The 19006-nt window shown below is 63.8% G+C and carries 15 protein-coding genes; 4 read left to right on the top strand and 11 right to left on the bottom strand.

The genetic code is table 11. The annotated features are described in order from the left end of the window. Position 1: 1 nt before the first annotated feature. The 4 genes from KUF59_RS13440 to KUF59_RS13425 all read right to left on the bottom strand — a co-directional run bounded on the left by KUF59_RS13440 (position 2) and on the right by KUF59_RS13425 (position 4437). Positions 2-859, bottom strand: a complete 858-nt coding sequence (locus tag KUF59_RS13440; RefSeq protein ID WP_212461636.1) for a carbohydrate ABC transporter permease — start codon at positions 857-859, stop codon at positions 2-4. A gap of 16 nt (positions 860-875) precedes the next feature. Further along, the gene (locus KUF59_RS13435; protein WP_212461748.1) at positions 876-1802 is read right to left on the bottom strand and encodes a carbohydrate ABC transporter permease; all 927 of its coding nucleotides are present in this window, start codon (positions 1800-1802) and stop codon (positions 876-878) included. Between the two features lie 140 nt (positions 1803-1942). After that, entirely contained in the window at positions 1943-3382 is a 1440-nt protein-coding gene (locus KUF59_RS13430) for an extracellular solute-binding protein (protein ID WP_212461635.1), read from the bottom strand. 23 nt (positions 3383-3405) lie between these two features. After that, positions 3406-4437, bottom strand: coding sequence for a sugar-binding transcriptional regulator (locus KUF59_RS13425; RefSeq protein WP_212461634.1), 1032 nt, complete (start codon positions 4435-4437; stop codon positions 3406-3408). A gap of 162 nt (positions 4438-4599) precedes the next feature. Between KUF59_RS13425 and KUF59_RS13420 the strand changes: the two genes are divergently transcribed. The 3 genes from KUF59_RS13420 to KUF59_RS13410 are packed head-to-tail and all read left to right on the top strand — an operon-like array spanning position 4600 to position 7782. After that, positions 4600-5880, top strand: coding sequence for an FGGY-family carbohydrate kinase (locus tag KUF59_RS13420; protein WP_212461633.1), 1281 nt, complete (start codon positions 4600-4602; stop codon positions 5878-5880). Further along, complete coding sequence (locus tag KUF59_RS13415) at positions 5877-6740, top strand: TIGR01459 family HAD-type hydrolase (protein ID WP_212461632.1); 864 nt, start codon at positions 5877-5879, stop codon at positions 6738-6740. Before KUF59_RS13420 ends, KUF59_RS13415 begins: the two co-directional genes overlap by 4 nt. A gap of 10 nt (positions 6741-6750) precedes the next feature. Then, a complete protein-coding gene (locus KUF59_RS13410) occupies positions 6751-7782 on the top strand; it encodes a class II aldolase/adducin family protein (protein ID WP_212461631.1) in 1032 nt (343 codons plus the stop codon). 159 nt (positions 7783-7941) lie between these two features. Here KUF59_RS13410 and KUF59_RS13405 read toward each other — a convergent pair whose 3' ends face one another. The 3 genes from KUF59_RS13405 to KUF59_RS13395 all read right to left on the bottom strand — a co-directional run bounded on the left by KUF59_RS13405 (position 7942) and on the right by KUF59_RS13395 (position 13794). Continuing rightward, on the bottom strand, positions 7942-10893 hold the full coding sequence (locus tag KUF59_RS13405; RefSeq protein WP_258769554.1) for an EAL domain-containing protein: 2952 nt from the start codon (positions 10891-10893) through the stop codon (positions 7942-7944). A gap of 81 nt (positions 10894-10974) precedes the next feature. Continuing rightward, positions 10975-12321: a globin-coupled sensor protein gene (locus KUF59_RS13400; RefSeq protein ID WP_212461629.1), complete on the bottom strand. Its 1347-nt coding sequence runs from the start codon at positions 12319-12321 to the stop codon at positions 10975-10977. A gap of 33 nt (positions 12322-12354) precedes the next feature. Beyond that, positions 12355-13794, bottom strand: coding sequence for a hypothetical protein (locus KUF59_RS13395; protein WP_212461628.1), 1440 nt, complete (start codon positions 13792-13794; stop codon positions 12355-12357). Between KUF59_RS13395 and KUF59_RS13390 the strand changes: the two genes are divergently transcribed. Continuing rightward, the gene (locus KUF59_RS13390; protein ID WP_212461627.1) at positions 13762-14184 is read left to right on the top strand and encodes a hypothetical protein; all 423 of its coding nucleotides are present in this window, start codon (positions 13762-13764) and stop codon (positions 14182-14184) included. The genes KUF59_RS13395 and KUF59_RS13390 overlap by 33 nt on opposite strands. Here KUF59_RS13390 and KUF59_RS13385 read toward each other — a convergent pair. The 4 genes from KUF59_RS13385 to KUF59_RS13370 form a co-directional block, all read right to left on the bottom strand. Next, positions 14151-15284 carry a protein-glutamate methylesterase/protein-glutamine glutaminase gene (locus tag KUF59_RS13385; RefSeq protein WP_212461626.1) on the bottom strand — a complete coding sequence of 378 codons (1134 nt, stop codon included), beginning with the start codon at positions 15282-15284 and terminating at the stop codon, positions 14151-14153. The genes KUF59_RS13390 and KUF59_RS13385 overlap by 34 nt on opposite strands. Before the next feature lie 7 nt (positions 15285-15291). Beyond that, positions 15292-16176 (bottom strand): CheR family methyltransferase, encoded by an 885-nt coding sequence (locus KUF59_RS13380; protein WP_212461625.1) that lies wholly within the window; start codon positions 16174-16176, stop codon positions 15292-15294. Between the two features lie 94 nt (positions 16177-16270). Then, a complete protein-coding gene (locus tag KUF59_RS13375) occupies positions 16271-16738 on the bottom strand; it encodes a chemotaxis protein CheW (RefSeq protein WP_212404950.1) in 468 nt (155 codons plus the stop codon). A gap of 139 nt (positions 16739-16877) precedes the next feature. Continuing rightward, entirely contained in the window at positions 16878-19004 is a 2127-nt protein-coding gene (locus KUF59_RS13370) for a HAMP domain-containing methyl-accepting chemotaxis protein (RefSeq protein ID WP_212461624.1), read from the bottom strand. Positions 19005-19006 lie beyond the last annotated feature (2 nt).

Genomic DNA, 19006 nt, shown 5'->3' with positions numbered 1-19006 from the left:
GTCAGCCTTTCACCGCACCGAGCGACAGACCTTCGACCAGATAGCGCTGCGCATAGAGCGCGAGCAGCAGGGTCGGCGTGACCGAGAGCACGATCGCGGCCGCGATCTGGCCGTACTGGATGCCGGACGCCGTGACGAAGGCCAGCGCGCCCACGGTGACCGGCTGCTTGTCGGCCGAGGCCAGGATCAGCGCGAACACAAAATTGTTCCAGCAGAAGATGAAGGAGAGCAGACCGGCCGCCGCGATGCCGGGGCCGGCGAGCGGCACGGCGATGCGCGTGAATGCCTCGCGCCAGGAATGCCCCGCAAGCCGGTAGGCATGCTCGATGTCGGGGCTGATGTCCTCGAAATAGCCGCGCACGATCCACAGGATCAGCGGCAGCGCAATGAGCTGATAGACCCAGACGATGCCGAAATAGGTGTCGTTGAGACCGAGCTGCTGGTAGTAGAGCGACAGCGGCAGCAGTACCAGCAGCGGCGGGGCGAAACGGAACGAGAGCAGCGTGAATGCGATGGTCTCGCCGAGCCGGAACTTGAACCGCGCAAAGGCGTAGGCCGCGGGCACACCGAGCAGCAAGGCGAGGACCACGGCCGCGCTCGACAGCGCAAAGCTGTTCATGAGGTTGCGTATGAAGGAAATCTCAAGATTGCCGGCCGTGGTGCGGAGCTGCCCCGAGATCAGGGCCTGGTAGTTGGCGAGCGTCGGCTCGAACAGGATGTGCGGCGGGATCCGCAAAATCTGCTCGTTGGTCTGGAACGACATCAGGAAGATCCAGACGATCGGAAACATGAAGAAGACGAGCACGAGCGCTAGCGCGACACCGCGGAAGATGCGCCCTGCGAGACTGGAGTGATCCATCTCCATCTCTCCTCCCTCAGGCGTGGCCGTGGGCGCGCGCCCGCAGCCGCAGCCAGTTCTTGATGAAGATGTTCGACAGGATATTGGTGATCAGCCACAGGATCATCAGCAACGCCGCCGAACGGCCGACATTGGTGTACTGGAAAAATTCGAGATAGGCCTGGACCTGGAACACCATCAGCCGGTCACCCGGGCCGCCCTGCGTCATCGCGTAGATGATGTCGAACTGCTGGATTGAATCCAGCAGCCGGAACAGCGAGGCCGTAATGATGTAGGGCGCAAGCATCGGCAGCGTGATGCGGAAGAACACGAAGCTTGCCGGCACGCCATCGAGTGCCGCCGCCTCGAACGGCTGCCGCGGCAGCGAGCGCAGGCCTGCGAGGAGCAGGATCATGATGAAGGGCGTGTAGACCCACATGTCGACCAGCACCACCGTGAACAGCGCGCTCGACGGATCGGATGCCCATTTGAAGTCATGCACGCCGACCAGGCTCACGAGATAGGACAGGATGCCGAAGCTCGGGTTGGTCATGAGCTTCCACATCAGCGCGGCGATCGCAGGTGCGGTCATCAGCGGCAGTAGCAGAGCGATCGACACGGCATTGTGAAAGCGGGTGGGTCGCCGCAGCAGCAAGGCGATGCCGAGGCCGAGCAGCAGTTCGAGAACCACCGTCAGCGCGGTATAGGTGAGCGAGATGCGAAGCGTATTCCAGAAGGCGGGGTCGGAGAGGAAGTCGATGTAATTATCGACCCCGATGAAGCCGCGCAAATACGGCAGGTTCAGCCGGTAGCGCTGGAGCGAATAGACCGCCGCGGTCACGAAGGGGACGAGGATGGCAATGCAGACGAGCAGAGCCGGCAGGCTCAGCAGGTAAGGCAGCATGCGCCCGCGCAGCCTCGTGGTGCGGCGCGGAAGCACATTTGTCTGGGACAGCTGGACCATGCTCATGATGATACGGGATCACGCGTTGGCTTCAACACCGCCGGCCCGGATCGGGTAGGCGTTCCGAACCGGCGGGTTGGCGTGGCGCGGAGGAATCGGCGCCACGCAAGGCAGTTCAACCACAAATCACCCAAGACCTATCACCCAAGGCCTGCCTGCTTGAGCTGACGGTTGATGCTGTCGGCGAGCTTGTCGAGCCCCTCGTCGACGCTGACCTCCTTGGCTACCATCTTCTGCAGGGAGGCGGCCCATTCCGTGGTCAGGTCGAAGAACAAGGGCTGGGCCGTGAAGTAGATTTTTGCGCCGGGAGCCGAGACATCGTGCTGCTCGAGATAACCAGGATAGGACTTTGCGATGCGGTCGCGGAACTCTGAGTCCTTCCACACCGAGGCGCGGACCGGATTGACGAAGTCCATCTTGCGGGCCCCGAACAAATCGTGCTCGGTCGACGCCGCCCATTGCATGAATAGCCAGGCCGCATCCTTCTGCTTGGAGAAGCTCGACATTGCGAGCGACCAGATCCAGACGTTCGGCGTCGGCGCCTTGGCGGCCGGATTCGCCGCAAACGGCGCGTAGCCGAGGTTTCCCCTCTCCTTGTTCTCGCCGCCGTTCATGAAGTAGCCGAGAATATCGGCGTCGAAGATCATGCCGGAGGCGCCGGCGCCAAGGTCCGTGCCGACCTGGTACCAGGTGTAGGTCGACCAGTTCTTCGGGCCCGAGGTCTGGATCATCTTGACCCATTTCTCGTGGAAGTCCTTCGAGGCCTTGGTGTTCATGGCGGCCTTCAGCTTGCCGCCTTCCATCACAAAATCCTTCTGGCCGAAATTCGCGTAGGCCGAGAGGAAGCCTGGATGGATCGTGGCCCAGGAGCGCGAGCCGCGAACGCCGACGCCGTAAGGCCCGCCGGCGTCCTTGGTGATCTTCGCGGCAACATCGAGCATCTCGTCGAGATTCTTCGGCGGCTTGACGCCGACCTTGTCGAAGATGTTGCGATTGTAGGCGATGTTGTTGAGCTCATAGCCCCACGGGATGCACCATTGCTTGGCTTTGCCCGAGCCGAGCTCGGAGCCGGCAACGCCGTCCCACGCCGTCGAGGAACGAAGGCCGGGCAGCACGTCGTCCCAGGCAAAGGCCGGATTGGTCTTGGCGGGATCCTTGATGTAGGTGTTGAGATCCTCGATCCAGCCGGCCGGACCATAGGTCCAAGTCATGTAGGCGCCGGTCATGAAGGCGTCGTACTGGTCCGATTTCGAGGACAGCGCCGCCGTGACCTTGTCGAAATAGACGTCCTCGGGGAAGATATCGTAGGCGACGTTCATCCCGGTGAGCGTCTTGAAGGCCTCGATATCGCCGATCATCGCATCGACGTAAGGATGCTTGTTCAAGAGCAGCTTGACGGTCTTGCCGCTATAGGCCTTCCAGTTGAAGTCCGCCGCCATGGCCCGCGACATCGCGGAGACATAGGCGGAGTTGGCGGCGACGCCGGCGATGCCGAGCTTGGCGGCGCCGTCCAGTAGATCACGCCGACTGATGCGTTTGGCGGCGTAGGAGTCGAACAGATTCTTCTCGCGATCGTACATGAGTTACCTCCCGTTATGCGCGTTTACTTTCCCTTCCGACCCGTGTTCTTGGTCTTGGTATTCTTGTCTTTGCCGGATGTTGCCTCCGGCTTGTCCGTTGCGAGGGCCTGAGCGGTCGCCTCGTCGATGATGAGGCCGTGCAGGAGACGGCTGCGCAGCACTGCGCGCAGCGCCGTCACCTTGGCCAGCCCGCCGCCGATGGCGACGATGCGATGTTTTCTGAGGTCTGCCGCCTCCATTGAGGTGGCGCGCGCAGACAGGTCGATGTCGAGCAGTTCACCGTCGGCATTGAAAAAATGTCCGAGCAGGTCGGCGCAGGCGCCGGCACGCTTCAATTCCACGACCTCGTCCGGCCTGATCATGCCGCTCGAGACCAAAAACCCCTCGGCATGGATCTGCCCGATGCCGACGAACAGGAGCGAGGCCTTGCGCGCGAGCGCAAACACGTCCGCGATGCCGTATTGCTGCATCAGCACGGCGCGGTCGGCGACCGAGTTGGCAAACACCGGCACCGGCAGGAGATAAGCCTCGGCGCCGGTACGCTCCGCCAGCCGATGAATGACGTCGAACGGATTGGCGGCGAATTTCCGCGTCAGTCCGCCGAGCAGCGAGACGAATTGCGCCTCGCGCGCCGGCGTCTGCGGCAACTGCTCGACCACGGCCGCGAGCGTGCGGCCGTGACCGACGCCGATGATCTTGTGCTCGCCGCGTTCAAGGATCTGCCGCAGGAAGCTCGCGCCCTCGAGCGCGAGGGCCTTTAGCGGCAGGTCGCCCTCGCCGAGATCGGGTGCGACGCGGCAGAAAGCGAGGCCGTAGCGCTGGATCAACGTGTTCTCCAGCGCGACGCATTCGGCCACCGGCCCTTCGACGAAGACGCGGATCATGCCCTCGCGGCTCGCGCGCGCGATCAGCCGATGCGCCTTGGTGCTCTGGATGTTGAGGCGGTCGGCGACCTCGGACTGGGTCAGCCCGGCGGCGAAATAAAGCCACGCCGCCCGCGTTGCGAGCGAGGCCTCACCATCAACCATCGGCAGCCTGTCGGAGGATGTCGCCACGTCGGAAAAGCCCGCTTGCAATTTTCTTCACGTCTTGCAAAAAATTGCAGAGGCGGGTTGGAACGTCAATCCCCCAAACGTGCTGCGCTGCAATCGAGCGGCGACTGTGTTCCTCTGGTCCTGTTAGGTCAGTGCAGTCGCCATGACGCTGTGGAGGTCGAATTGGCAGGCGTGTTCCTCGGTATCGACGTTGGAACCGGCGGCGTTCGCGCCTGCGCCGTCGATGCGCGCGGCAGCATGCTCGGAATGGAATCGGCGCCCCTTCCCCCGCCCCGGCAAGACGGCAACGCCATCGATCAGGATCCGGAACTCTGGTGGGATGCGACGGCGGATGCGGTCCGCAAGCTCGGCCACGGCCTCGATCTGGAGGCGGTCGAGCGCGTCTGCGTCGACGGCACGTCCGGCACCCTGCTGATGATTGATGCCGCGGGCCGGCCCTGCACGCCGGGGCTGATGTACAATGACGCGCGCGCGGCGACCGAGGCTGCCCGCATTGCGGCGGTGGCGCCGGCGGACAGCGGCGCGCACGGTGCGAGCAGCGCGTTGGCGAAGCTGCTGTATCTGTCCGGTCGCGGCGAGGCCAGCCAAGCGCGCTTTGCCGTGCATCAGGCCGACTGGATCGCCGGCCGGCTGGCCGGACATCACGGCATCAGCGACGAGAACAACGTCTTGAAGCTCGGCTACGACCCGGTGACACGCACCTGGCCGGCCTGGCTCGACGAGCTCGGCGTGTCCCGCGAGCTGCTGCCGACGGTGCTGGTGCCGGGAACACCCTTTGCGGATATCGCTCCCGAGATCGCATCCACGCTCGGCCTGTCGCCGGCAGCGCGCATCGCGGCCGGCACCACCGACGGTGTCGCCGCCTTCATCGCGACGCGCGCCGATACGCCCGGCGATGCCGTCACCTCGCTCGGGACCACGCTGGTCGTGAAGCTGCTCGCGACAGCGCCGATCTTCGCCGCCGACCAGGGCGTCTATTCGCACCGGCTCGGCGAGCGTTGGCTCGCGGGCGGCGCTTCCAATTCCGGCGGCGGAGCCCTGCTCGCCCATTTCACGGCCGCCGAGATGGAACGGCTGACGCCGCAACTCAAGCCGCAGACACCGACCGGGCTCGATTACTATCCCCTGCCCAAGCCCGGCGAGCGCTTTCCGATTGCCGATCCGGCATTGCCGGCGAGGATCACGCCACGTCCGGCGGAGGACCATCGCTTCTTCCAGGGCCTCCTCGAAGGCATCGCGGGGGTCGAAGCGCTCGCCTATCAGCGCCTCGCCCAGCTCGGGGCGCCCAAGTTGCGGCGCGTCGTCAGTATCGGTGGCGGCGCGAAGAACGCGGCCTGGACCGAGATCAGGCGGCGTGCGCTCGGCGTTTCCGTGACCGTCGCCGAAGAGACGGAGGCAAGCTACGGCGCGGCGCTATTGGCCTTGCGAGGCGGTCCGCCATGACGGTCGAGACAATCGACATCGAAGGTCTCGGCGCGATCGCCGGCGGCTTCGATCATGTGCTGCTCGATCAATGGGGCACGCTGCACGAGGGACAGGCGATCTTTCCGCTGGCGCGCGACTGCGTCGCGCGGCTGCGCCAGGCCGGCAAGCGCGTCATTGTGCTGTCGAACTCCGGCAAGCGCGCCAGCAGCAATGCGGCGCGGCTTACCGCGCTCGGCCTTCCGCCGCAGGCCTATGACGGCATCCTGACCTCGGGTGAGGTCACCTGGCGTGGCCTGAAAGCGCGCGCGCAGAAGCCGTTTGCCGCGCTCGGCCACACCTGCCTGCTGATCGCACGCGGCGGCGACCATGCGATCGTCGACGGGCTCGACCTCGCTGTCGTGACCGATGTCGGGACGGCCGACTTCATCCTCCTCGCGGGTCTCGACGATGCGGTCGCAGAGCCAGACCACTGGCGCGCCCGCCTGACGGACGCCTCGGCGCGCGGACTGCCGATGCTGTGCGCAAATCCCGACCTCGCGATGTTCGGCGCCTCCGGATTGATCCCTGCGCCCGGTGCGTTGGCCCGCTTCTACGAGACGCTGGGCGGTCGTGTGGCCTATGTCGGCAAGCCGCACGCGCCGATCTTTGCAGCGGCACTCGAACGGCTGGGACAGCCGGACCCGGCGCGCGTGCTGATGATCGGCGACAGCCTCGACCATGACATTGCCGGCGCCCGCCGCTCGGGCATGCTGACACTTTTGCTCAGGTCCGGCGTGCACCGGGATCAGACACGGACCGGCCCGGGTGAATCGGTACGAAAGTCGCCCGGCGCGGATGTACCGATGCCGCACTGGACGATGGACCATCTGGCCTGGTGAGAGGCGCGCGATGCAACAGCAACCTGCCCTGCTCCACGAGCTTCGCCGCATGTCGGCGCGCGTCGGCCGCAACATCCTTCTGGTCCAGGGCGCGGGTGGCAACTCCTCTATCAAGCAGGATGACCTGCTGTGGGTAAAGGCCTCCGGCACCTGGCTTGCGGATGCCGAGCACAAGGACATCTTCGTGCCGGTACCGCTCGGCGCGGCACGCGCGGCGCTCGCGCAAGGCGACGAACGGGTACCCCTCGCCCCCAACGCCGGCACGGCCTTGCGCGCCTCGATCGAGACCTCGCTGCACGCGCTGATGCCGCACATGGTCGTGCTGCACGTGCATTCGGTCAACACGATAGCATGGGCGGTGCGGACCGATGCGCGGGAGGAATTTGCGAAGCGACTGGAGGGATTAGCCTGGCGCTGGATCGACTATCACCATCCGGGGCTGCCGCTGGCCAAGGTCGTGAACGACACACTGGCGAAGGACAAGGTAGATGTGCTGGTCCTCGGCAATCACGGGCTGGTGGTCGGCGCCGCGACCTGCGCCGCGGCAGAGGCGCTGGTGGACGAGGTCGAGAGGCGCTTGGCGCTCACGCCGCGCAGTGCCATCCCCGCCGACGAGGAGGCGCTCCGCTCGATCTGCGCGGGCACGGCGTATCGCCTGCCAAAGGACCCGCAATGCCACAGCGTCGCTATCGACCCTTACAGCCGCGCAATTGCGATCAGCGGCTCGCTCTATCCGGACCATGTGGTCTTCCTCGGTCCGGGCTTACCCGTCCTGGAACAAGGCGAGGATCTTCGCGCCCCGGCATCGCAAGTGCGGGCGGATGGGCTGCCGCATCCGGCCGCGCTGCTCATTCCAGGCCTCGGTTGCGTCGTTCGCAAGGATGCAAGCGACGGCGCCGAGGCGATGCTGAGCTGTCTTACCCTGGTGACCTGCCGTCTGCCTCGCACAGCGCAGGTCCGCTATCTCACCCATGAAAATGAGCACGCGCTGGTGAGTTGGGATGCCGAGCGATATCGCCAGCAACTGACCGCAAGTCGCTGATTCGAACGAGACCGGGCGATCGGCGAGAAGCGTTGAGACAACAGAAGTCATTGCCGCTGCGCGGAGCGCTCTCTGAATTGTCGGCGGCCCCGCCGATTCAGCTCACGCTGTGGAGCCGCAGCGCCCACCGCCGCTCATTCCGAGCACTGCTCGGACCCTTCAGTTCTGCGCCTGCACTCGCGTGACGCCGCGTGAAATGGCATGCGGAGGTTGCGGGCGTCCGATCAGATAACCCTGCACCGCGTCGCATCCCAGCTCGGACAGCCATGACCACTGCTGCTCAGTCTCCACTCCCTCGGCCAGGACCGGGATCCCGAGGCTTTTGGCCATGGTGACGATGGCGCGCATGATCGCATCGGACCGCTCATTGGTTCCGAGATCCGCGACGAAGGAGCGATCGACCTTGATCCGGTCGAAGGGGAAGGCGTGAAGGTAGGACAGCGAGGAGTATCCCGTACCGAAATCGTCCAATGCAATGTCGACCCCAAGCGCCTTCAACCTCATCAAGGTCGACAATGCGCGCGTGAAATCATCGATGAACACGCTTTCGGTGATCTCGAGTTCGAGGCGGGATGCGGGCAGGCCGCTGTCCACCAAGACGCGCTGCACCAGCCCCGGAAGATCGCCGCCCTTGATCTGCCGTGGAGAAATGTTGACCGCCACCTTGGTTCTTCCAGACCATGAGGCGGCCTCACCACATGCTTCTCGCAATACCCATTCGCCGATCGGAACAATGAGCCCGGTCTCTTCCGCCAGCGGGACGAAGGTCATGGGCGAAACGTCCCCGCGCGCGGCCGAACGCCAGCGCAGCAACGCTTCATATCCGATGACCTCGCGGTCCATGTCGACCTGAGGCTGATAATGCAGGTGGAGTTCGCCCTTCTCCAGCGCGCGCTGCAGGTCCGCTCTCAGCGCCCGTTCCTCTCGCACCTGGCTGTCCATCGCCTTACTGAAGTGTCGGATGGTCCCGCGCTGCTCATTCTTTGCCTGGTAGAGGGCAATATCCGCGTTGGCGAGGAGCGTCTTGCAGTCCGCTCCGTGCATCGGAGAGACGGCAATTCCAATACTGAGGCCGACCCGAAGTTTCATGCCTTCAACGTCAAACTCGGTCTTGGAGGCTGCAATCAGCCGCTGCGCCAGTTCACCCGCCTTCCCCGCGCCTCCGACGTTCTGCCAGAGGAGAACGAACTCGTCCCCGCCGACGCGCGCCAGGAATGCGCCTTCCTCGGCGGCAGCACGCAGGCGCCCGGTTATCCCTCTGAGGACTTCGTCGCCGGCGGCATGACCATATTGATCATTGATATCCTTGAAGCCGTCCAGATCGAGACACATCACGACCAGCTCGCCCCCGCAGCCATTTGAGGCGTCGAGGGCACGCGGGAAGAATTCGTCGAAGGCCACACGGTTCGGCAGGCCGGTCAGACTGTCGTGATGGGCGAAGTAGGCGATGCGCTCGGAAGCCCGCCGCTGCTCGGTGACGTCCTCGAACACGGCCACGAGGTATTCGGCACGTCCGCGATCGTCCCGGATAGCCGTGCTATAGGACTTCACCGTTCGCATCGATCCCCTCAGCTTGGCGCTCGAAACTTCTGACGTAACCGCAGCACCAGACGTCAGGGCCTCTTGATCCAGCTTGCTTATGATGCTCACGCTCGCTGCGCTCTGCACCTCTGCCGGCGTCCTGCCGATCCACTTCTCCCGCGTAACGCCGAAGAGTTTCTCGGCTGCACCGTTCAGCAGAGTATAGGCCCAGTCACCTACCTGGGCGTCTGCCTGCTTTGGTGCCTTGACGACGACCGGCATCGGAATATTTTCGATAACGGCATCGAGAAAACCTCTCGCACGTCGGATCTCTCGTTCTGCACGCAATTGGTCCGTAACGTCGATGGAGGCCGCAAGACGTGCAGGCCGGCCGTCGTAAGTTAGTGCGTGGGAAAAGATCTTGACGTTGAGCACCCGGCCGTCCGCTCGTCGATGCTTGACGATCACCCCATCCCGTTCAGCCAAGGGCAGTGCCTCGAGCATCTTGAGATAGGCATCGGGGTCGGCAACCACAGCGAAGTCCGTGACGGCCCGTTCGAGAAACTCCTCTCTTGTGTAACCATATAGGTCGACAGCCGCGTCGTTCACCGCAATGAACTTCCACGTGCCGTATTCGAACACCCCCATGGGGACGGGATTGTTGTCGAACAACAGCCTGAATGACGCTTGTTGACGCAGGCTTTCGGTGATGTCCTCGTGAAGCGAGATGTAGCCACCATCCCTGAGTTGCTCGCTGAGGACGCGAATCGAGCGACCGTCAGTCATCCGGACGACGCATTCGTAGCGGCCCTTCACGGCAATCTGCTCGCGTGCGGCCTGGAGATAGCCGGCCGGTTCGTCAAGAGTGGAGCCTTCCGCCTTGATGAATTCGGCAATGCGACGCAGCGACGTCCCCGGCGTCGTCAGTTCGGGTGGCAGACCAAAGATCTGCCTGCAACGCTCGTTGTACATCACCAGGCGCCCGCGCTCGTCCAGCAGCGCCACCCCCTGAGAGACGATGTTGTTCATCGCGGAGAACAGCCGCCTGTTCTGCTTGGCGAGTTGCTCGCTCTGCTCGACCTGCCCAAAGCGGTCCAGGCCGAACGAAACATTCTCGGCCATCCGTTCCAGCACGCCTACGACGTGACGAGAGAGCCCGCCGGTCTGGCGGAGGAAGAAACACAGGGCGCCGCAGACCTGGCCTGCCCGCCTGATGGGAATCGCGACAGCCGACCGTACTCCGAGCCGGAAAGCGGCGTCGCGATAGAGCCGCATCCGGCGGTCGTTCATGTAGTCGTTGGTCGCAATCGTGCGGCCCGTCCGGAAGGCAATGACGCAAAGTCCTTGCTGCGCCTGGGCAGGATCGACCGCCTTGGGAAAATGAGCCAGGAAATCCGCGCCTGCGAGCGCGACGCAATGCAACAGGCCGTCACTCTTCGCGACGAACGTCGCCGCGCCGAGCAACTTGCCGCCGAGAACCGCGGCATCGCATACGCGCTGATGGAGTTCGTCCTCAGACCGAGCGCGCAGGATGGCTTCGTTCGTGGCGCTCAGCGCGGCGAACATCCGCGAGATGGCCTTCCCTTCCAATGCCCCCTCCCTCCAGCACAGGCAATCGAGCCGACGCGCTAATGGCCTACCCGCTCCGTCGCAATCCGCGATTCCACGTTGTTACGCCGCACGTATCCTCGACAGGAAGCCCTGCACCTCACCCTCCAGATGGCCACCTTCTCCCGCGAGCGCCTGCGCGGATGACAGCAACTGGGCGGTCGCGGCCTCGACCTCGGCTGCACCGTTGTTGACATCGACAAAGTTTGCGGCCACCTCCTGGGTACCCTGCGCAGCCTGATGCACGTTGCGCGATATTTCCCGGGTCGCCGCCCCCTGCTCCTCGACCGCAGCCGCGATCGCCGTCGAAATCTCCGAGATGTTGCCGATCGTCGCACCAATCTCCTTGAGCGCCGCAATCGAATCATTGGTCGCGGCCTGCATTGCAACGATCTGTACGCCGACCTCCTCTGTCGCCTTCGACGTCTGAGCCGCCAGCGCCTTCACCTCGGAGGCGACGATGGCGAAGCCTCGTCCGGCCTCGCCTGCTTTCGCAGCCTCGATCGTTGCATTGAGCGCCAGCAGGTTGGTGCGCTCGGCGATCGAGGTGATCAGCCTGACCACGTCGCCAACCCGCTCTGCCGCCTGGGACAGTTCGTTGATACGCGCATCGGTCTTCGATGCGTGATCGACAGCCGCGGTCGCAATCTTGCTCGCCGCATGCACTTGTCGTCCGATCTCCTCCACGGAGCTCGCCAGCTGCTCGGCCGCTGCAGCAACCGCCTGGACGCTCTCCGAGACATGTTCGAACGTTGAAGCCACCTCTCCCGACCGACGCTGGGTGTCGCCGGCCGTCGCCGTCAGCGATGAGGCCGACGCTTCCAGCTCACTCGCCGATGATGACACGATGGTCGCAGTCCCGCCGATTGCCTCGTCGAAATCGTCGGCCAGTCGCTGCAACGCCTCGCCGCGCCCGCGTCGGCGTGCCTCCATGTAGCCGGAAATGACCATGCTCATGTCGAACGTCACGGCCTTGACGATTGCCCTCTGGAGATCCGCCTTCTTCTGCCTGGCACGCCGGTCGAATACTCCCGACGGGCCGTCAGCCAGGGCTTGCAATGTCTCCGAGAGCACCAGGCCGTAGCCGGCGATATACCAGCACAGTTCGAAGCCGACCCTCGCATAGATCAACTCGCCGATCCGGGTGGCCGAGGCTTCGTAGGCCTCATCGAACGTCCCGTCGAGCATGAGGTCCCAGTGCTCGGCGTACATCGCCTTGGTATCCGTGATTTGATCGCGGCTCTTGACCAGATGGGAGGTCCGCTCGAAGCCGGCGTAATGATCGTAGCATATGTCGAGCTGCGCCCGCAGATGCCGCAGGATCAGGTCCTTCGACTGCCGCAGGTCCGCCAGGGCCCGCTCATCGATCTGACTGAATGCGAGCCGTTGCCTGGTCTCATTCTGTATCATTCTCGTTTCCCGTTCATTCTCGCCGGAGCGCCACTACAAGAACATGTCGTCCAGATCCTCGGATTCCGCATCGGCGGAAGCCGGCTCGTTCGGCTCGATCGAGAAGAACTCGTCGTAAGTTCTCCGCTCGTCTTCCATCGTGTAGACCGATCGCAATTCGTCCCTGAGCCACTGATCGACCGCATCCGGATTTGGGCTGTCGGCAGCGGATGTCATGAACTGCTCGAGCTTGGAGTGGGCGAGACGCCAGCCGTTGCTGATGCGCTGCCGGTCCGAAACGCGCCGCGACGTCATTCCGAGCAACCATACGGCTCGCCGCCCGACGGTCTTGATCCTTTCCGTGCTCGCGCGCAATCGACTCGCGACACGCTCGAACACGGCGATCGCAGTCGCAGCACCCTCTCTTACGGCGTCGATCTGCTGCGAATCCAGCGCGTTTCGCTCGTCCATGAGGACCCGCGTCTGGTCATCCGCGCCCTTCAGGCCTGCCATGATCGCGCTGGCCGCCGCGACGGTCTGATTGGAGAGCTCACGCAATTGCTGGGCAACCGCACCAAGGCCGCGCCCCTCCTCGCCGTCGTCCACGCTGCAGCACTGGATCGTGGCGTTGAAGCTCAGCATTCGAATCTGCTGCTCGATCGCCCGTATCGATTGCAGGTGTCCGACCATTTCCGCTACGGAGCGCGTGACGTCGGCGACGATTCGCTCTTGCTCCACGCGCGCGCGCTCGAACTCGCTGAGCAGAGAGCATATATGGCGCAGCTCGGCCGCCATTCTCGACAGTGATCCGCTGCCGGCCGACAGCAGAGTCTGGGCCTCATCGCTTCCTTCATTCAGAACTGCTACCGCATTCTTCGACAGACCATTGATGTTTTCGGTGAGATCGGAGACCTCCTCCTCGAAGCGGCCGATGGTCTGGTCGAGCTGCATGAGTTGCAGACGGCCAATCGCGGCCATAGCCTCCTGCGTCGCCTGAACGTGCGATCGGTCCTGGAGCAACTCGCAAGCCTTCTCCACATGCTCGATCCGCTGCCGGGTGATATCCCCGATCTGCAAGGCAAAAATCGCCTTCCCGATCCGGGCGCGGATCTGGCTCGTCGTCGCTGCGCGTTCGCCCGCAATGGAATCCACCTGCCTCCGGAAGACCGCAATGGTCTCCAGCCCGGAGTCGAGGGTTTGCGATATCTGAGCAATCGTGTTGCCGTGACGGGCCACGAATGCGCTGTTCGTGAGCCGCGCGGCGGCTAGCCGCTTCGAGAGCCGTTCGTAGCCGAGCGAAAAGGCGTCGACGGCTTCGTTGACCTTCTGCGCGAGGGAAGCCATGTCCGACGTGAAAGCGGTAACGTCCTGGTTGCTCGCGCCGAACCCGGCCGCCACGATCCGGGCATTGGTTGAGATCTGTCCGATGGCACGGACCGTCGCCCGGAGGTCAGACATTGGTTGCTCGACCCGACCCGTCATCTCGGCAAGCAAGCCGACGTGATCCTTTTCATCGGCATGCGACCTCGCGATCGCGTTCACATGGTCGCGAATCTCGACCAGCGTCTGTGCAGCCGCCGAGAATTCGGCGCTCGAGAGCTCGACCGGCAACGCTTCATGAGCGGCGGAAAGGAGCTCGAGCAGCTTGACGCAATTGCCGAGGCCATCGCCCATCTGCAGAAACGATTGCTCGATCGCCTGGCGAGGCCGGGCGAGCTCGTTGGCGGCGCCCCTGAGCAAGAGGTCCTGATAGCGCAGCGCAGCGCGACGAACCGGCGGGCGCGACGCCTTCTGTCCGCGCTGATCAGCAGCGTTGCCGCGGTCGGAAACGGCAAGCACAACCTGATTCATCACGCCGCTCCCCTTCCGCGGCGCGCTTCGTGAACCATCTCGTGAGCGATGCGATCAAGCGGAAGGACCTTGTTGGCGGCACCGCGCTGGATCGCCTCCTTCGGCATCCCGAACACAATGCAGCTTTCTTCGTCCTGCGCGATCGTCCTCGCGCCGGCCGCTTTCATCTCGAGCAATCCACGAGCCCCATCGTCTCCCATGCCGGTGAGGATGACGCCGACGGCGTTCGAGCCGGCCGCCTGGGCCGCGGAGCGGAATAACACATCGACGGACGGTCGGTGGCGCGACACCGGAGGCCCGTCCTTGATCGCCACACGATATTGGCGACCGGCGCGCTCCAGCAACATGTGATGGTTGCCCGGTGCGATCAGCACCGTACCCGGCAGGACGGCATCCCCTTCGGCAGCTTCCCTGATCGACATCGCACACAACGAGTCCAACCGCCTGGCGAACGCTGCCGTGAACTTTTCCGGCATGTGCTGCACGATGACGATTCCCGGCGTCGCCGCCGGAAGGGCAACGAGGATGTCACGCAGGGCTTCGGTGCCTCCGGTCGACGCGCCGATACAGATAATCGGGTCGGTCAGCGGCGCCGTCGCGCGCCCCGGGATGACGGGAGGAAGGATGACGTCGGCCGTGTGCCTGGCCTCGACCCGAACGGGCACCACGGCTCGAGCCCGAGACGACAGACGCGAATGTGCCGCAGCGCGGAGCACATCGCAGATTCGCATGCGCGATTCCTGCAGGAACTCCGCAGTATTCATTCGCGGCTTCGACACGACGTCCACCGCTCCGGCCTCGAGGGCCTTGATGGTCGTCTCCGAGCCTTCCTCGGTCAGCGAAGAGCAGATCACCACCGGTATCGGCCGCTGCGCCATGATCTTGCGCATGAACGTCAGCCCATCCATCCGCGGCATCTCGATGTCCAGCAGGATGACATCGGGAATCTCCTGCCGGATGCGTTCGGCGGCAATATAGGGATCCGACGCCGTCGCCATGACTTCCAGATCGGCGTCGCTCGCGATGATGTCACAGAGCGCCTTCCGGACGGAGGCGGAATCGTCGACGACCAGGACGCGAATTTTTCGTTTTGCGAAAGAGCGATCTGTTGTGTTGGTCTGCGTGCTGCCCATGGTCGCCTCAGACGCGCTGGAACACCGCAGGCGCACACTGGCGCAGCGGCAGGCTCGAGCCGATCACCGATTCCGAGTGACCGAAGATCAGGAAGCCGCCGGGTCGCAGGTGGCTGGCCAGACGGCCCGCGACCGCTTCCTGCGTAGGCTTGTCGAAATAGATGAGGACGTTGCGCACGAAAATCACATCCATTTCGCAATCGAACGGGTAGCGCTCGTCCATCAGGTTGAGACGGGCGAACCGCACCTTGCGCCGCAGTTCGGGCACGATGCGAACCTCTCCCTGGCGCGACGATGCGCTGCCAAACATGACGTAGCGATCGCGCATCGACGGGGGCACCGGTGCAATCATGTCCTTCGGATAGATCGCGAGTTTCGCCTGGACGAGCACCTCGGTCGAAATGTCCGTGCCCAGAATCTCGTAATTGAGTCCATTGCTCCGCTCGGCGATATCGGCCATGACCATCGCCATCGTATAGGCTTCAGCTCCCGTCGAGCTCGCCGCGCTCCAGAGCTTGATTGTCGGCCGCTCGCCGGGCCTGCGCAGCTTCAGCAGCTTCGGCATGATCTCGTGCTCGAGACATGAAAAGTGCTCCGCTTCGCGGAAGAAGTCGGTCTTGTTCGTGGTCACCGCATCGATGAGGTAAGGGAACTCCTCCCTGAGCCCCCCCTGATCGAACAGATACGCACAGTAGGCTGAGAGGCTGTTGTGGCCGAGAAGTCGCATGCGCCGGCGCAGCCGTCCCTCGACCATCATCCGCTTTGCGGGCGGCAACTTGATTCCGACGTGGTCGGTAACCAGACGAGCGATTTGCGCGAACTCCCTGTCCGTCAGGCGATCCGCCGGGGACGGCTCATACGCGGGCTCAATACGACGAAGGACTTGTGACATTGGCAACCGAATTCACACTTCTTACGCATTCGGACGGCCATCCGGCAGCCCACACATGCTTGTCTCTCACCAACATATCGACGGGCTGCGGCACTCAGGCTGCCCGCTCCATGACGGCAACGTCGGAAGCGGCGAGCAGGCTGCCCAGATCAAACACAGTCACGAACGCACCGTTGCGCCGCCCGATTCCGGTAATGCAATTGGAGCTCCAGCTCGTCCCGATCTCCGGCGGCGGCTCGAGATGATTTCCGTCGAGTTCCGTGACCTCGAAGACCCGGTCCGTCTTGAGTCCAAGCGTGAGCTCGCGCCCTCCGACGGTGACCTGCAGGACGATGATGCGCGTGGTCTCGGTATCCTCGCCCCTCTCGAGGCCTAGCTTCAATCGAAGATCGACCACCGGCACCCCCTGGCCGCGCACGTCGATCATGCCGAGAAAGCACGCCGGAGCGTTGGGCATCCGTGCAATCGGCTGCATCTGAAGGATCTCCCGCACCCGCTCCACCGGCAAGGCGAAGCGTTCGTCGCCAACGCCAAGCGTGACGTATTGTGCACTTTCTGCCATCACATTCCTCCATTCAGGCCGCCCGGCCGAGGCCGACCGGCCCGTGCCATGCGCGGACAGCCGGCACCGTTGCATTCATCCGGAAGTGGGAGACTGGCGCGGACGAGCCGTCCGCGTCAGTCTTGCTTCGAAGTTCAGGTCACGCCGCGCCTGATCGCTTGAATTCCGCATCGAGCTCGTCGGCGCCGCCGCCCATGTCGAGCGAGAAGCCGCTGTCGCTCGTCCTGCTCTTGCGCTTGACGATACCCGGCGCAGCATTTGCCACCCGCTCTTGCATGCCGGCAACCGTGTTCCTCGCAGGCGCCTTCTGGGCAACGTTCGCCGCGGCCGGAGCAGACCGGCGCTGCACCACCGGCGCTTCGGAGCGCGCAGCCTGTTCGTCGAGGCGGAAGTAGCTGATGGTCGCCTGCAGCTGCTCGGCCTGGCCGGCGAGTTCCTCGGCGGTCGAGGACATTTCTTCCGCGGCCGAGGTGTTCTGCTGCGTCACCTTGTCGAGCTGCTGGATCGCCGTGTTGATCTGGCTCGCGCCGGCGTTCTGCTCGTTGGTCGCAGAAGAGATTTCCGCAACGAGGCCTGCGGTCTTCTGGATGTCCGGCACCAGCCTCTTGAGCATCTCGCCCGCCTGTTCGGCGGCCTTCACGGTGTCCGTCGACAGGGTCGAGATTTCGGCCGCCGCCGTCTGGCTGCGCTCGGCGAGCTTGCGCACCTCCGAGGCCACCACAGCGAAGCCACGGCCATGTTCGCCGGCACGGGCAGCTTCGACCGCCGCGTTGAGGGCGAGCAGGTCGGTTTGCCGCGCGATCTCCTGAACGATCAGGATCTTCTCGGCAATCGTCTGCATCGCGGTCACCGCTCTGCCGACCGCCTCGCCGCTGGCGTTTGCATCTTCAGCCGATTGACGGGCGGTCTGCTCGGTCTGAACCGCGTTGTCTGCATTTTGCTTGATGTTCGCGGCCATCTCCTCCATCGACGAGGATGCTTCCTCGGTCGATGAGGCCTGCTCGGTCGCTCCCTGCGAGAGCTGTTCGGCGGCCGCGGACATCTCCTGGCTGCCGGACGTGACGTTGCGCGTCGCCGTCATCACCTCGGAGACGACCTCCTTCAGCTTCGACACCATGGCGTTGAGGGCGTCGATCAGGTCCTTGATCTCGTCGTTCGACTTGACCGAGGCGGTCGCATTGAGGTCGCCGTCAGCAACCGCCCTGGCCAGATGGAGCGCACTGGCGATGGCGCGGCTGATGTTGAGCACGATCCAAGTCGCGGCCGCGATCGCAATGATCGTCATGCCGACCAGCAATCCGATCAGCAGGTTGCGGCTGAACGAGTAGAGATCGTCGGCGCCCTTTGCGGCCTGCTGCATCTGCTCCTTGTTGAGATCAAGGACCTTGTTGATCGCTTCCCGCATGCTGCGGAGAGCCTCGGCTCCAGGGCCATCGGCCAGCGTCGTCGCCTTAAAGACACCGTTTTCCAGCGCGGCCTTGCGGGCGCCATCGACCTGGGCCAGCCACGTCGTGATGTTCTCCTTGTAGGACTTGAACGCCGCCTGCTCGCTCGCCGGGACGACGTTCGATGCCTGATCGATCAGGCGCTGGAGCGCAGTGATCCGGGCGTCAAGTTGCTTCTCGATGTCCTGCTGCATCGTCGGATCGCTCATGGCGAGAACGACGTTGCGAATGGCGCGGGATACCTGCAACGTGGCAATCTCGACGTCCTTCATGATCGCGAAGGCCTGAAAGTCTTTTGCGTCACCGCTTGCGCTGGCGGTCGCAGCCATCTTGTCAAGCACGGCTTTCAGCGAGTTCTGCGCAACTTCGGAACTCTTCCCGGCCTTCACGACCCGGTCGAAGGCCACCGAGCCCGAATTCATCTCGGAGAATTTTTCGATCTCAGTGTGCCGCGCCCAGAACACGTCCCACGCGGCCGCAACGGTATCGACCTTGCGCTTACCTTCCTCAGACGATAGTGAGCGAAGCTTCTGGATGTCCTGGCGCACGGTTTCGCCGTCAGCCTTCATCGACTCCGAGAGCTTCTTCATCCTGGCATCGTCGGTGGCAAGGATGTGGTTTTTTTCGTCGCGCGCAATGCGGTACACGGCGCCGCTCATGTCATTGGCGATTTCAATGCGCTGAACATTTCCCTCAATGATCTTGTTCAGCTCGATGTCCAGGCTGTTCAGATTCTGAATCGCCACGAACATGCTGACGCCGGAGAGAACGACGATTGTCGCAAACGTCACACCCAGCTTCGCCTTAAGTGTAAGCCTCATAG

It is taken from the genome of Bradyrhizobium arachidis (assembly GCF_024758505.1).
Taxonomy (GTDB): Bacteria; Pseudomonadota; Alphaproteobacteria; order Rhizobiales; family Xanthobacteraceae; genus Bradyrhizobium; species Bradyrhizobium manausense_C.
The sequence above is the reverse complement of the archived record's forward strand: the minus strand, read 5'-3'. Positions and strand labels throughout refer to the sequence as shown.

Bases quoted from the DNA above. Each gene is read 5' to 3' on its own strand.
- KUF59_RS13440 (WP_212461636.1), bottom strand. From the start codon at position 859: ATGGATCACTCCAGTCTCGCAGGGCGCATCTTCCGCGGTGTCGCGCTA.
- KUF59_RS13435 (WP_212461748.1), bottom strand. From the start codon at position 1,802: ATGGTCCAGCTGTCCCAGACAAATGTGCTTCCGCGCCGCACCACGAGG.
- KUF59_RS13430 (WP_212461635.1), bottom strand. From the start codon at position 3,382: ATGTACGATCGCGAGAAGAATCTGTTCGACTCCTACGCCGCCAAACGC.
- KUF59_RS13415 (WP_212461632.1), top strand. From the start codon at position 5,877: ATGACGGTCGAGACAATCGACATCGAAGGTCTCGGCGCGATCGCCGGC.
- KUF59_RS13410 (WP_212461631.1), top strand. From the start codon at position 6,751: ATGCAACAGCAACCTGCCCTGCTCCACGAGCTTCGCCGCATGTCGGCG.
- KUF59_RS13400 (WP_212461629.1), bottom strand. From the start codon at position 12,321: ATGATACAGAATGAGACCAGGCAACGGCTCGCATTCAGTCAGATCGAT.
- KUF59_RS13385 (WP_212461626.1), bottom strand. From the start codon at position 15,284: ATGGGCAGCACGCAGACCAACACAACAGATCGCTCTTTCGCAAAACGA.
- KUF59_RS13380 (WP_212461625.1), bottom strand. From the start codon at position 16,176: ATGTCACAAGTCCTTCGTCGTATTGAGCCCGCGTATGAGCCGTCCCCG.
- KUF59_RS13375 (WP_212404950.1), bottom strand. From the start codon at position 16,738: ATGGCAGAAAGTGCACAATACGTCACGCTTGGCGTTGGCGACGAACGC.
- KUF59_RS13370 (WP_212461624.1), bottom strand. From the start codon at position 19,004: ATGAGGCTTACACTTAAGGCGAAGCTGGGTGTGACGTTTGCGACAATC.